The 12,877-nt window shown below is 36.5% G+C and carries 10 protein-coding genes and 2 pseudogenes; 2 read left to right on the top strand and 10 right to left on the bottom strand.

Features of this window, described 5'->3' with window-relative positions:
• Nucleotides 1–313: 313 nt before the first annotated feature.
• The 6 genes from JNUCC23_RS22565 to JNUCC23_RS22540 all read right to left on the bottom strand — a co-directional run bounded on the left by JNUCC23_RS22565 (nucleotide 314) and on the right by JNUCC23_RS22540 (nucleotide 6,485).
• Nucleotides 314–1,054 carry an amidohydrolase family protein gene (locus JNUCC23_RS22565; protein ID WP_403076625.1) on the bottom strand — a complete coding sequence of 247 codons (741 nt, stop codon included), beginning with the start codon at nucleotides 1,052–1,054 and terminating at the stop codon, nucleotides 314–316.
• Between the two features lie 83 nt (nucleotides 1,055–1,137).
• Nucleotides 1,138–2,496 (bottom strand): MFS transporter, encoded by a 1,359-nt coding sequence (locus JNUCC23_RS22560; RefSeq protein ID WP_403076623.1) that lies wholly within the window; start codon nucleotides 2,494–2,496, stop codon nucleotides 1,138–1,140.
• Between the two features lie 128 nt (nucleotides 2,497–2,624).
• Entirely contained in the window at nucleotides 2,625–3,698 is a 1,074-nt protein-coding gene (locus JNUCC23_RS22555) for a Gfo/Idh/MocA family protein (RefSeq protein ID WP_454216210.1), read from the bottom strand.
• A 54-nt stretch (nucleotides 3,699–3,752) separates the two neighbouring features.
• Entirely contained in the window at nucleotides 3,753–4,859 is a 1,107-nt protein-coding gene (locus JNUCC23_RS22550) for a Gfo/Idh/MocA family protein (RefSeq protein WP_403076618.1), read from the bottom strand.
• A gap of 17 nt (nucleotides 4,860–4,876) precedes the next feature.
• On the bottom strand, nucleotides 4,877–6,010 hold the full coding sequence (locus JNUCC23_RS22545; RefSeq protein WP_403076616.1) for a sugar phosphate isomerase/epimerase family protein: 1,134 nt from the start codon (nucleotides 6,008–6,010) through the stop codon (nucleotides 4,877–4,879).
• A gap of 16 nt (nucleotides 6,011–6,026) precedes the next feature.
• Nucleotides 6,027–6,485 carry a C-glycoside deglycosidase beta subunit domain-containing protein gene (locus JNUCC23_RS22540; RefSeq protein WP_454216207.1) on the bottom strand — a complete coding sequence of 153 codons (459 nt, stop codon included), beginning with the start codon at nucleotides 6,483–6,485 and terminating at the stop codon, nucleotides 6,027–6,029.
• 1,034 nt (nucleotides 6,486–7,519) lie between these two features.
• Here JNUCC23_RS22540 and JNUCC23_RS22535 point away from each other — a divergent pair.
• Both JNUCC23_RS22535 and JNUCC23_RS22530 read left to right on the top strand, forming a co-directional pair.
• Nucleotides 7,520–7,951: pseudogene (locus JNUCC23_RS22535) on the top strand (AraC family ligand binding domain-containing protein); the annotation flags it as partial.
• Nucleotides 7,905–8,426: pseudogene (locus JNUCC23_RS22530) on the top strand (NAD(P)-binding domain-containing protein); the annotation flags it as partial. The pseudogenes JNUCC23_RS22535 and JNUCC23_RS22530, both read left to right, overlap by 47 nt.
• A 281-nt stretch (nucleotides 8,427–8,707) precedes the next feature.
• On the opposite strand, the gene JNUCC23_RS22525 reads toward JNUCC23_RS22530, so the two are convergent.
• The 4 genes from JNUCC23_RS22525 to JNUCC23_RS22510 form a co-directional block, all read right to left on the bottom strand.
• Nucleotides 8,708–9,241 carry a hypothetical protein gene (locus tag JNUCC23_RS22525; protein ID WP_454216205.1) on the bottom strand — a complete coding sequence of 178 codons (534 nt, stop codon included), beginning with the start codon at nucleotides 9,239–9,241 and terminating at the stop codon, nucleotides 8,708–8,710.
• A 17-nt stretch (nucleotides 9,242–9,258) separates the two neighbouring features.
• The gene (locus JNUCC23_RS22520; RefSeq protein ID WP_454216203.1) at nucleotides 9,259–10,293 is read right to left on the bottom strand and encodes a bifunctional lytic transglycosylase/C40 family peptidase; all 1,035 of its coding nucleotides are present in this window, start codon (nucleotides 10,291–10,293) and stop codon (nucleotides 9,259–9,261) included.
• A 92-nt stretch (nucleotides 10,294–10,385) separates the two neighbouring features.
• Nucleotides 10,386–12,434 (bottom strand): CD3337/EF1877 family mobilome membrane protein, encoded by a 2,049-nt coding sequence (locus JNUCC23_RS22515; RefSeq protein WP_454216201.1) that lies wholly within the window; start codon nucleotides 12,432–12,434, stop codon nucleotides 10,386–10,388.
• Between the two features lie 11 nt (nucleotides 12,435–12,445).
• On the bottom strand, nucleotides 12,446–12,877 hold a 432-nt coding region (locus JNUCC23_RS22510), incomplete at its 5' end, for a hypothetical protein (protein WP_454216199.1).

The raw sequence follows: 12,877 nt of genomic DNA, 5'->3' as shown, positions 1-12,877 counted from the left end.
TATGTTCCTAAGTATAACAAAAGTATATAGCTAAACATTAAGCTTTCTTTGACAAAAATAATGTAATCACTTTAATTGTGGTGTGAATCTAGGTCAAAAGTTAACCTTCCAATTCAAATTCTTTACGTTGTAAACTGAGTACACAACATAAAGAAGAAATCTATAGTGAAAACAAATTTAAAAACCTTTTTAAACTCAAGTCAAGAGAAGCAGTTTTGTAGTTGATATGTTATTAAAAAAATAAGTAACAAAAAGAGCTAACTGTAGGTAGTAGAAATTTAAGGATTTACTACCTACAGTTAGCACGCTTAATTTATTTATCATCTTTCAAGCGGAAAACTCTTTGAAAATTACCGCCCATGATCATTTTCATTTCTTCAGTCTTATTTACTTCTTTTGCTGCAAGTTTTTGCTTCATAATTTCCATTTCAAATTCATAAAACGGATAATCACAGCCCATAAACACTTTATCTGGACATTGTTCGAGAACATGCATTACAGCCATTAGTGATGTAATTGAGGTATCCAAATAAACGTTAGGCACACGCTTAGCAACATCAATCGCATACTCTCCAGCCATTACCTCACCCATATGCGCCATCTGAATCGTAACATTTGGAAACTCGTTTCCAAGTCGTTCAAACATCACAGGATGAACACGATAGTCTTCAGAGGTACAATGAATAACAGCGTAAAGTCCCCGATCATTTAAAAGTTCAAACAATGGTCTTAACAACTCAATATTGGCTACACTAAAATTGCTAAACCATGGATGCAATTTGATACCATTGAATTTGAGTTCATCTAAACAATATAACAGTTGTACTTTAGCATCAGCATCGTTAGGATTGATAAACGCTATCGGGATAAATCGGTCAGAATAAGGCTTAATGATTTCCGACAATTTTTTTTGCTTTTCTAAGCCTGAAGCCAAAGTAAAACATACCACTTTGTCTATTCCGTTTTCATCCATTTTCCTAACTACAGTTTTCACCTCACTTCTGTCAAAACCAACCTCATCTGTCTTAATATGAACGTGTGCATCAATAATCATTTTTTATCACCTTTTCTTGCATTAATTTCTTTTCAAATAAATTCGAAAATATTTCATTACCAGGATGTCTTATCTAATTTTTATTAGAGATTTTCCGTAGTGTTTATATTATTTAGTACAGCCGTCTTTCTTTTTATAGTTAAATTGATAAGAACAAAAGAAAACGCTGCGATTAATCCAGTTGCTCCGAAAGTGATGAACCATACACTGATTGAAGCATTTGCAGACAATAGGATGCCACCTACAATAGGTCCTAATATACCACCAATTCTTCCAACACTGTTCGGAAATCCCACGGCTGTTGATCTAATTTCATTTGGATAATGCTGTGAAACAAAAGCATTGACTAAACTGTGTGCTGCAAACAAGAAGAAACCAATCAGAACTACAAATATATAAAGCATGACAATGTTTGCTTTAATTCCCATTAGCATAAGTGATAATGCTCCAATGCTATAAATAACAGGAAGTAAAACAGTAAATCCCTTTTTATCTGCAATACTTGACCAAGTAGCAGTACCCGCTATCGTACCTAGATTTAGAAAAACAGCAAACGCCAAACTAGAAGTTAAAGGATAACCATTACGAACCATAAGACCCGGTAACCAAATAATAACACCATTGATAAACAATAGACCCATGATATAAATAACACAAGATAAAATGGTAACAAAAAGGAATTTTCTATCGAATAATCTTAAATATGAGACTTTATTGTCCTTTCTCATATGTTCTTTATTATTCTCTACTACCTGATCAACATTTATTTCTTGACAATACTCTTTGCTTATCTTTTCTAAAATTGCTTTTAACTGGTCTATTTTTTTGGCTTTAACCAAATATTGAGCAGATTCAGGTACATATTTAACTATAAAAGCCATGAACAGAATGGGGATTAATGCCATCCACAGCACTGGTCGCCAACCTAATTGAGGAATCACTATAATGGCAATTAGTGGCGCGATAAGCGATCCAACTTGATTGCCACATAAAGCAATAGCTACAGATTTACTCTTACTCGTCTTAGGTGCATATTCTGTAAGAAGTGAAATAACGATAGGAATTACACCACCAAAACCCATACCTGCAATGAATCTACAAAAAGCAAATAGATTAATATTATTTACCATTGATTGTGCAAAAGTAAAAATACTAAATATCAAAACTGAACTAATCAATAATTTCTTTGCACCAAATTTATCGCTAAAATAACTTAGGAAAAGCGCACCAAACATTGTACCAAACTCCGCTACACTTCCAACAAACCCTAGTTTTGTTGGGTCCACATTCCACTCCTCTGTAATTAGCGGAAGTATCGAGCCATATGCAGCAGCACCGTACCCGGTAAAAGCTATTAGAAAAAGCCCCAAACCTATTAAAGTAATATGAAACTTACTAAATCTACTATTATCAATAAACTGAGTTACGCTGTTCTCTTTCACCAGCAACACTCCTTTTTCTATCACAATTATACCTGTGAATTTGATCGATTTAGTTCTTATTACATCAGCTAATTCTCCGTAGAAACACCAACCCAAATCTAACGAACATAGATATAGCGCTTACAAATTTAACCAAAAGGTACACTATTGAAAGTTTCTGCAGATTTCCAACAGGCTTCCATAACAGATAAAACTTTTCGAACTTCTTCAGGTTTAACAAGCATTTCAGCGTTTCCATCCAATGTTTGAAAATAGTTATTGAAAAACTCAATATAATCACTGTTAACCTTTGGAATTTCTTCTGTTACAATTAGTCCCGGATCTGGAATACCAAATGAGCGTGTTGGCCCGTAAGAAGCGGCGGATTTATCTTGATCTCCTGCGACATTTTCTAGTAATTTTGTTGTACGTACTATTTTCCCCTCTGGATCAAATTTATTTGCGTACATACTTCCCTTGTTGCCACCCATAAACCAATGTCTTTCAAACCAATCTGATTGATCCGATAGATAATATGTGCCAAGTTCGATTTCAGCAGTGACACCATTTTCAAATCGCAGGAGGATATTGAAGTAATCGTCTACCTCTTTATTGATTACATTCCTAACATCCGCAAAAACTGACTTCAAAGGACTTTCAATCATAAAAAGAATTTGATCTATCAAGTGTACTCCCCAATCGTAGAGCATGCCCCCACCTTCAGACTTAATAACATGCCAGTCATGCATATTTCCGTTAAATCCATATAATGAGCTTTTGATAGTATATACATCTCCAAGCAATCCATCGTCATAACATTTTTTAATACTACGAAAATCTTTGTCAAACCTTCTTTGTTGATGTACAGTAAAATGTACTCCTGCTTTTTCAACTTCTTCCATCATTTCATCAAATTCTTTTACTGATAGAGCAGCGGGTTTTTCACAGATAATATTCATCCCTGCTTGGGCTGATTTAATTACAAGTTCCTTGTGTTGATTATTATTCGCTGATATAATCACTCCGTTAATATCTGTATTCTCCAAAAGTTTATCTATATGATCATATACTTCAATATCAGGGTATAGCTCCCTTGCTTCATCAAGTCTTGCTTGGTTAATGTCACAAACCGCTACACAATCGCAGTTTTCAAAATTTTTCAAGATGGTGACATGTCTTCGGCCAATAAAACCATAACCAATGACAGCATATTTGTATTTCATTGCTATTTTCCTTTCTATTAATAAAAGGCGGTTTTAAACCGCCCTATATTATTATTAGTCAAATTTTACTGTTACATTTTCATTAGAAGCCTTATAAATTGCGTCTAAAATCTGTGTCACTCTAAATGCTTCTTCTGGTTTCACACATGGCTCAGTGTCATTTAATATAGCATCAATCCACTGTTTTGCTTCAACAACACCAGGTGGCTCATTAACACCTTCAAAATAATCAACCAAAGCCTCACCTGATAATGTCTCTTCGCTCATTTTTCCATGCCGAACATGATTGAACCACAATTCGGCTGTCTGATAACTACCACCGTATTTAATTTCCGCACCTTCTAAGGTTCCACACAAAGTAGTTGCAGCTTCACGCGCGTCCATGTAGTTTAATGCCCAAGAGGCCCTTAGATTCACTAAAGCTCCATTTTTAAATTTAATGAATCCCATAGCAGAATCTTCAACTTCAAATGTATCAGTATCCCATGCCCCATAAGTATTCCCTAGAGCAGCTTCTGGTAGATTACCTAACTTATAGAAAACTTGACCACTAACACTGTCAACATCATAATTATCCATACACCATAAAGTGATATCTAAAGCATGAGTGCCGATATCAATTAATGGTCCTCCACCCTGTTGAGATTTGTCAGAGAAAACTCCCCAGGTTGGAACTGCTTTACGACGAATCGCATTTGCTTCTCCATAGTAAATATCTCCCAGTTCACCTGCTTCACTAGCTTTTTTAAGGACTTGCACATCATGACGAAAGCGATTTTGGTATGCAACTGTAAATTTTTTACCGTATTTTTTCCATGCATCCATCATTTTTTGTGCGTCTTCAGTTGTCGCTGCCATTGGCTTTTCACAAAGTACATGTTTATCAGCTGCGAAAGCATCAATTGTAATTTGACAATGAGAAACATTAGGTGTGCATACATGAATAACATCAATATCTTTATCTTTAAGCATCTCACGGTAGTCTGAATAAATTTTGACATTTGTTAAATTGTGTCGTTCCACAGTCGCTCGAGCTTTTTCTTCAATAATGTCACATAATGCGACCACTTCTGCTTTATCAGCTACTTTTGCTAAAGAAGGTAAATGCTTATTATTACAAATCCCACCAGTACCAATAATACCAATTTTCAATTTCTTCATTGTTGTATCCCCTTTCATTACTCACCAATTAGCCTTTTTAGCATTTCTTGATGTTTTCTTACTTGATCAATTTCACTAATCAAGTCCTCTACACCACGATCTTGAAAACGACGTTGACCTTCATATTCTGAGTTTATATACCCCTCATAGCCATTCTCTTTCAAGAATTTGATAGGACCTTCATAGTCAATTGCAATATCTTGATATTGTCCTGTATTCCCTGGAATTTCAGACATATTATAGAATTTACCGTGAATACTAACGATATATGGCAGTATAGATTTCAAATCACTTGGTTTAGTACGTGATAACAGTAACGCCTGAGCCATTACTTCAAAGTCGATTTCTGTATAGTTAGGAACATTGTCCTTGATTAATTTTTGCATCTTTTGAAAAGCTGGTAATAGGTTTTCAGGTGCTTCGTTATGTTTTAAGTAACGATGGAATAATGATTCAACATTGCCCGCACTATATAGAGATAAATCAATATCATTTAATTCATTACTCTTACCTAGATAATTGTCCATGCACAGCTCAACTACTAAATCACAGCTTTCTTTTTTTGCACCTTGTCTAATATACCAATCTAAAGTAACCTCTGAAGGGCGAAAAGCGAAAATCCCCCAATCTGGAACAAGCCCTAAATGTTTTGTTCCAGTTTTTTCGCAATACTCAACAATCTCATTAACATATTGACCATTAATTGGAATTGGAGCATGAATTTCTTTCCCTAATTTGATATTGCATTCTTCAGCAACTGGTAAAGCTTCAATCATAATTTCTACTGGAGTTGTTGCTAAGGTTCGAACATTCTTAAATCCTAATTTTTTTGCTAATCTAATATCATTTTTCAAACGGTCAGCAGATTCAGAATATGTCATAACATGGTCTCTAAATTGTAAAACGTCGTGAAAGGCATCCATTGTAACTGGGTTTGTTCCATACTTATCCATCCAATCGAACCACTGGTTAAAAAACTCTTTTGGTGGATTTGGATACTGACGAAGAGACATCTCATCTAAAATTTCAATACCATCAGCACCATAAAGATTAGTACCAACTTCCTTAATCTGGCCCTCTAAATCTAACTCTTTGAAAAACTGAGTTTGTTGATAACTGTACAACGATACTCCGCGTTTAATTTTTCCCATTTTAAGATGCTCCTTTCTATTCTTGCAGTTCTAATTCATACTTAATGACTTTTCTTGTTTTATCTGATCCAGCTCCAGTACCTGGATCAGGTGGGCTTTTCACCCATTCCTCATCCGTTGGTAAGTATCCATAACCGGCAAGTACTGATTGCTGAAACTCAATTATGTGCTTTCCTGGTTCAAGTCCACCCTCTTTGGCAACATGAATGATCCCCTCGTCATCGTAATCCCAATGTTCCCAAACTGCATGTTTGATTTCTTCAAACGATCTAGGCTCTTTCCCATTAACTTCAAACTTCTGTACATCACGCTTATAGTCAACACCGTCAACTTTAATGTAGTAACCATTATGCAAGGATAAGAAAACACCACGATAGTTTGCGTTTCTTGCTGCAAATTGAAAACCGATGACTTTTCCATTATCATCCACATCATTTTTGAGACTGTCTTTTCTAATTAAGAAATTATCGAACATTTATATAACCTCCTTTTAATATGAAAGATTTTTGAAATCATGATCTTCACACATCGATGCTTAGTTCACGCATCAAAAATTTAGGAATTTAACGAATTCTCTCCAGAAACGCCGAGAGTGTATTATGTTTAATTTCTATAGTCATAATTTTATTCTTTTTCTGTCCTTTATAACTACAGCTTATTTAAGCAAATAAATAGTAAAAACCCACCACTTTATGCTCGACTAGTTTTATATAAAACAGCTTATAACAATATTTGATAGTCAAATTTTGTCCTACTAACCCTTGAGTGCAGCTACTCTATTTTGTGGGTCAATGCTCGGTTGCAGTGAAAACACACCTACGAGTCTATTAGACTGAAAAATGATTGTCTTTTTCATACACTTTAAAAAGTTACTATAGGTAGTAACCTTCCTTAAAGAAGAAAAAATCCCACAAACCAGAAAAAGACGCACGTATCCCTGAAGGTAACGCTATCTAATAAGGTAGCGTTACTTCCAAAGGGCGGTGCATCCGCTCACTCTATGTTTGTGGGATTTTCCCATTAAATTTAATATGAATTTTTACTTTGAGATACTTACTTAATGTGAATATGCTTTGTGCCCTATACTGTTATTGTTTCTTGATTTCTTGTAAATAGTCTTTTCGTATTCTGGTAGGTTTATTTTTAGCATAATTCACTACTTCAGTTTATAATGTCCTTGGTTATTCATAATACACCTATTACCGTATTATTCCAAAGGATTTTCCTACATTCCCCTGCATCTTAGTCTTTTTCCAGCCAGCGATTGTTAACACTTAATCAGATTTCTATAATGAGAATCAGGCCATTTGAATTCCCCCTAGCTATTTGACTTTAAGTTAATTATAGTAATTATATATATTTAATTGTTGTGATAATATTGCTAAATTGCGGAATGGGAGGAGTTAAATGAGCCTTATTGAAAATCTAAATCTTGGACATAATTCGTTTTGGTTTAGTTTTGAAACCAAAACTTATGATCAAAATTAGGAAAAATTTCATGCTCATCAGGGATTGGAATTCCTTTACATTCATCAAGGAAACGGTGATATTGTAATTGATCAAAAAATATACGAAGTAAAACCTAAATCTCTTATTTGTTTCCAACCTTTCCAACTTCATAAAATAAATATTTCAGCAACTCAGCAATATCCATACATCAGAACCATGTTTGTTTTTGAACCGGCATTTGTTGATCAGTTTCTTAAGCCTTTCCCTTCTCTTTATTCTTTTTATACTTACTTATGTAAGGGAAGGCTTCAACAACAAGTGTTCTATATGGATAATAATCATAAAGTTCCTGAATTATTGTTTGAATTTCATCAAAGATTAAAAACGCTTAACTCACATAATCAAAGCGAGGAACTAATAATATTTTTAATTTCATTATTACAAAGAGGGGCATTCCTTCCATGGACAAGACGTAACCGTAGTAGGAGGTAAAAACTCGGCTGTCGAAGCAGCTATCGATCTTTATCGCAACGGGGCGCGTGTTTCACTTGTCCATCGTGGAGACACTGTTTACGAAGGAATTAAACCTTCTTTACTTTTAGATATCCGAAATTTTATCGAAAAAGAAAAAATTAAATTTTATCCCAAATCCAATGTCGAGGAGATAAATGATACATCAGTTAGTTTACATACCCCCGCGGGATTGGTCACGATTCCAAATGACTATGTATTTTCACTAATTGGATATCAACCCGATACAACGATGCTTCAAAATATCGGGATTGAAATTGATCCTTCTACATTAGTGCCTACCTTTAATCCTGAAACTTATGAAACAAACGTTGATAACGTCTTTATTGCAGGTGTTGTAACAGGAGGCATTACAAATCGTGTTTATATTGAAGATGGACGATTTCACGGATTAAAAATTGCAGAAGAAATTGAACAACGTCTGAATTACAAATAATAGTTTATGAAGAGATTAAGACACATTTTGACTATGTGTCTATTCTCTTTTTGAAGCGATACATCCAGCAAAAAAAACACATGGACAAACACTTAAAATTTCAAACCCCTGATATGTTCTTTATTGTGGCCTCTTTATATGTTTAAAAAGAGAATCAACTCGTTTTTACGCGTGAATTCTCCCCATATTTTTAACAAAACCAGACATTAAGCCTGTGAAATCATCCGCTTAACGTCTGGTTTCCCTATTATTCCTGAATATCAAAGAGACTTCTATTATTTTTATTTACGCCCAGTCAATTGACCAATAAACTCAACATCATCAATCTTCCAACCTTGCTCTTTCACATATATGAGCGTTGTTTTGACGATAACCGTTTCAGTGGCAGCAACATTATTAAATTCCGTAGTCAGCTTGAATTCATTAAAAAATTCAGCTTCCGTTTTCGAAGATTGATATTCAAAAGGCTTCAGGCCTACCATGGATGACTGGACCGATTCTTCCGAATTAGGAAGTTCCGTTCCGGAAGGATGGGTCGCCTTGTATCCTTGATCGGTCATGAATGGTTCAATTTTTTTGTATCGTTCAGCAGTGGTTTGATAGGTGAAAAAGCTTTCAAGAAACTCGCGATTTACCTTTAATGCATCCGTATTCTGTACAGAGGAAAGAGATTTAATCTGATCTTCATAGTTGCCCTGGTTGGCTCTAGCTTCCTGCAACTGTAATCGCAAGCTGAAAACGTACAGAATAACCAAAGCAGCAGCAACAAATACAATCATTAAAAATACGAAATTTTTCTTTTGGGTTGGCTCCATGCCATGGACCTCCATTTCTAAATCCGTCTAAAACCTAAGAAAGGATATAAGTTTTTCCATTCTTCAACGGACGAATAAGAAGTACCGCCACTGCTATTTGCATTGATAAATTGACCATTCCCCACATACATACCTACGTGGGACGCTCCCGGCTTATATGTGGAGAAAAAAACGAAGTCTCCTGGTCTTATTTGATCTTCAGGAACCGGCTTTGTTTTGTTGTACTGTGATTGAGCTGTGCCGTACATATCAATGCCAATCTGTGCAAAGGCATATTCCAGTAGTCCACTGCAGTCAAATCCTCCTGCTGCAGGCGTTCTGCCTCCCCATACATAGGGACGACCAAGATACTCTTTCATGATGTTATGAACTTCTTCTACATTAAAGGATTGTGTACCATCACCTACGATAACCACGTTGCCATTTCCACCGTTGTAATATCGCATGACATGGTCCACATAATTTGTATCACCGTAACGGCTCCATCCCTGCTTAGCAGCCATCATACTACTAAACTGGGTAGCTATTTCTTTGGAATAACCTCCACGTTTTAATGCGTACCCAATAAATCCATTTCCAAAGTTATAGCTTTGCAAAGCTAGATTAATATCACCTTTAGCCTGCTTCATCACTTCCGCAAAATATTTCACGCCAATTTGAATAGAGTATTCAGGGTCAGTGATAGCTCCAGGTGGAAGTCCGATTGATTCGGATGACTGCATAACATCTAAATGCCTTCCACCTGTTTCTTGTTGAATAAGAGCCAAAATAAGCCCGACATATTCACCGATACCATATTCCTCTGCATACTTTCGTATTAATGGCTCGTATCGCAAAACTTCAGGTGACACTAGCGCTGTTCCTCCGACTCCTTCACCAGACATTCCTGATTCAAACTGGTTAACACCACCCAAGCTGATTGAAACAAACAAAGCAAATCCGAAAATAGAAGTGAGAAGTAGAAGGATGCCTGCAATAATCCAAGTGATGGGGTTTTTGAGAATGGCAATGGTTCCAGCGACTTTTGCACCTTTCTTCAAAACTCCTTGCATAGGAACTCCTTTCTAAGAGCGATTCTGACACAATGAATAGCCGATTGATCACGAAACTGCATCTAATGACGTCAAAGCGCTTCTCTCTAATATCATTTTCGCTCTTTTTCTGTTTCCTGACTTTTCTTCCTGCTCTCAGAACGTTTGACGGGTTCGGAAGGTGTTGCGTTTGCTTTTCTCGCATCGATTTTCTGTTGGATTTCCCACTGTGTTAGGTGTTTGACAGGTTCTTTTGAGGCTGCTACTTCTTGTTGACTTTCCATTCTGGTTGCTGGGTTAGGATGCGGTGAAGGTTGATTTTCAGGGTTAGTTGATCCAACTGTCCGTTGGCTAGGAGGCTTAGGAACCTCTTGTTTTCTGCTATCTTGTCTATTTGAATTCGGAGGGTTCGAACTCGGCTTCCGAGCTTCCGAAACATTACGTTCGGAACCTCTGACTGCTGGGCCCGTGATTGTACCTTTACCTGATGTCCCTTCTGTTTTTTCACTTTTATAATCTTTTAAACTCACAATGGCTGCTCCTGCATTTCGTGAAGCTGATCGATTGGCTGTTTCTGTCGCTAATGACGTTGCTGTATTTTTCGAGCCTTTTCCAGTTGCCTGTTGCCCTTGGTTTTTCCCTGTGCCTTGTTTTTGAGATGTATTCTCTCCCACCACTTTTCGGTGCTCTGACCTTCCAGCGTTTGCTACTGGAGGATTGGTAAAAGTCTTTCGGCCTGTACCTTCTTTTCCTGGCTGAAATTCTTCTTGACGTTTTTTATTTTGGTGGCTTCTATAAGCTGTACCGACCATTCTTTTTGCACCTTTGAATCCTTTTTCTCCAGCGTCACCCATCTTATCAAATGTATTGGTTGTAGCTCTCTCTACCACTTGCTGACCTTGAAGCATACCAGCAGAGGCAACCTCAAAGATTTCGGAACGGTATTTAAACAATCCCCAAATGGTAATGCAGATCAAGAAAACAACAAAGACATATCCTTCTACGCCATTGGTTACTTTTACTGATTCGTATAGCAAAGTGACAAGTCCGGTAATAACGGCAATCAAGAGGACTAATCCTGCTTTCATAAGTAGTACCCCCACAAGTTTCTTCCCGTGATTCAAGGCCGTTTCACTATAAGATGGGATTAAAGAAAGGACTAGTGGAATGGCTGTGAAAATGATCAATGCCAGGAACCATAGTTGAAGCAAAAATTTAAAGATGCCTAATATTAAGACAGGAATCGAAAGTGCTATGGTTGAAATAATCGTGACAATGAGATATCCGAAGCGTTCACCACTAAAACTTGAAGACATCTGTTTGTTATCAAAGTTGGAAACCTCATCACTGACAATTTTCTTCCTTTGCTCTTTGCCTTCTCCAGTATGAGGTTTGATTTCTAAAAGTTTATCTACCCGGTTTGGATCTTCACTAACAATATCTGATTCTTTTGTTGAGCCATAATTTAAGAGTAAATAGGGTCGCTTCACCATAAGATTAAACAGTTGATTTTCCAGTACCGCAATTCCTTCTTTGGAATCATATGAGGCATTGCTGTCATACTCATCAGAACTGATTAGCACATTAGCAGAGCTGGCAATCCCTTCAAGCTCCGCTCCCCTATCATTCAACCATTTTATATTTCCAGCCGTATTAGAATAAAACCAAAACGTAAACACCATGATAGCCAAAGCACCAATAATCGCTTTTACCGCATGGCCTACTTGTTGATTTACAAAGTAACGCCAGGCTGCTGATCCTCCTACTAAAATGACAAACAAGGATAAGAAGGTTCCAGACATAATTTCGTAGATTCGTTCACTCATAATCCCCGCTTCATCAACAATACTGCTAATCAAATCAAAGGACATCAGCTGGTTAACGGAATAGAGTGTAAAACTAGCAATCGTTTTATTGAACCCCCACATCCCCTGATTAATGGCATGTAATGCATTATCGCCAACCTTCGTGATACCGTCGCCAATATCAGCTTCCATCTGGTAATGATAGAGATCATATTCATTACTTTCCAAAATCACACGGCCAACTGTTTCCTCCTTTTTTTGTACAGTTGTTGCCGCATCCTCGGCAAGTGAACCCGTTGGCAAAAGAAGAATCAACAGCACTAAACAAAAGCCTAAGCCTTGTTTAAGGGTTTGCATCCTATCCCTCCTTATTTGCAATTAATGCACGCTTCTCGGGCAAACTTCTCCGAAATATCTTTACGGACTATATCCAAACTTCCGCTGGTATCAACCTTCCATTCTTCATCTTTTTTACGAAGGACAATATTATCCTCTACTAAATTCTCACCATTAGGGTTTTTAAAATCAGCAAAAACATAATACTGTTCTAATTCTTCATCGAAATAAATTTCATAGCGAATATCTTCATACATTAATCCTGAATCTTTTTGTTTTGTAGTTTTATGAATTTCATATGAACCATCCTTATAAATAAGTTCTTGTTCTCTATCATAATCCCGATCAAAATTTGCCTTTTCCCACTCATAAGCAAGATTTGCAATATCTTCAGAAGATGCACCTTGATTGCACCCAGTTAAAAGTGCAATCAAACCAATGAAAGAGATGAATAATCTTTTCAC

The sequence above is a fragment of the Peribacillus sp. JNUCC 23 genome (assembly GCF_053653995.1).
This window is presented reverse-complemented; position numbering and strand designations above follow the sequence as displayed.

Excerpts from the sequence above, each read along its gene's own strand:
- JNUCC23_RS22555 (WP_454216210.1), bottom strand. The coding sequence starts at position 3,698 with ATGAAATACAAATATGCTGTCATTGGTTATGGTTTTATTGGCCGAAGA.
- JNUCC23_RS22520 (WP_454216203.1), bottom strand. The coding sequence starts at position 10,293 with ATGCAAGGAGTTTTGAAGAAAGGTGCAAAAGTCGCTGGAACCATTGCC.
- JNUCC23_RS22515 (WP_454216201.1), bottom strand. The coding sequence starts at position 12,434 with ATGCAAACCCTTAAACAAGGCTTAGGCTTTTGTTTAGTGCTGTTGATT.
- JNUCC23_RS22540 (WP_454216207.1), bottom strand. The coding sequence starts at position 6,485 with ATGTTCGATAATTTCTTAATTAGAAAAGACAGTCTCAAAAATGATGTG.
- JNUCC23_RS22550 (WP_403076618.1), bottom strand. The coding sequence starts at position 4,859 with ATGAAGAAATTGAAAATTGGTATTATTGGTACTGGTGGGATTTGTAAT.
- JNUCC23_RS22525 (WP_454216205.1), bottom strand. The coding sequence starts at position 9,241 with ATGGAGCCAACCCAAAAGAAAAATTTCGTATTTTTAATGATTGTATTT.
- JNUCC23_RS22565 (WP_403076625.1), bottom strand. The coding sequence starts at position 1,054 with ATGATTATTGATGCACACGTTCATATTAAGACAGATGAGGTTGGTTTT.
- JNUCC23_RS22545 (WP_403076616.1), bottom strand. The coding sequence starts at position 6,010 with ATGGGAAAAATTAAACGCGGAGTATCGTTGTACAGTTATCAACAAACT.